This is a genomic window from Paraburkholderia sp. SIMBA_030, from assembly GCF_046535245.1.
In the GTDB taxonomy this organism is placed as follows: Bacteria; Pseudomonadota; Gammaproteobacteria; order Burkholderiales; family Burkholderiaceae; genus Paraburkholderia.
Window position 1 is genome coordinate 1 of record NZ_JAWRXB010001497.1, and the last position, 241, is coordinate 241.

Annotated in this window: 1 pseudogene; it reads left to right on the plus strand. The window is 65.6% G+C overall.

Features of this window, described 5'->3' with window-relative positions:
- Positions 1 to 241 (plus strand): annotated as a pseudogene (locus SB772_RS45025) (D-serine dehydratase); the annotation flags it as partial.

A 241-nucleotide genomic window follows, 5' to 3' on the forward strand; every position in this document is an offset into this window, starting at 1 on the left:
TCTGGCGGCATCATCGAATCACCGATTCGCCCGCTGCCAACTTTGCAACACGCCTTGCAGCAAGCAGCCGGCCTCGCGCCCAGCGGCTCACTCTGGCTCAAGGCCGACAGCGAGCTACCCATCTCTGGCTCGATCAAGGCCCGCGGCGGCATCCACGAAGTGCTCAAGCATGCCGAAGACCTGGCGCTGGCGGCCGGCCTGATCACCCTGCACAGCGATTACCGGGTACTGGCCAGCGACC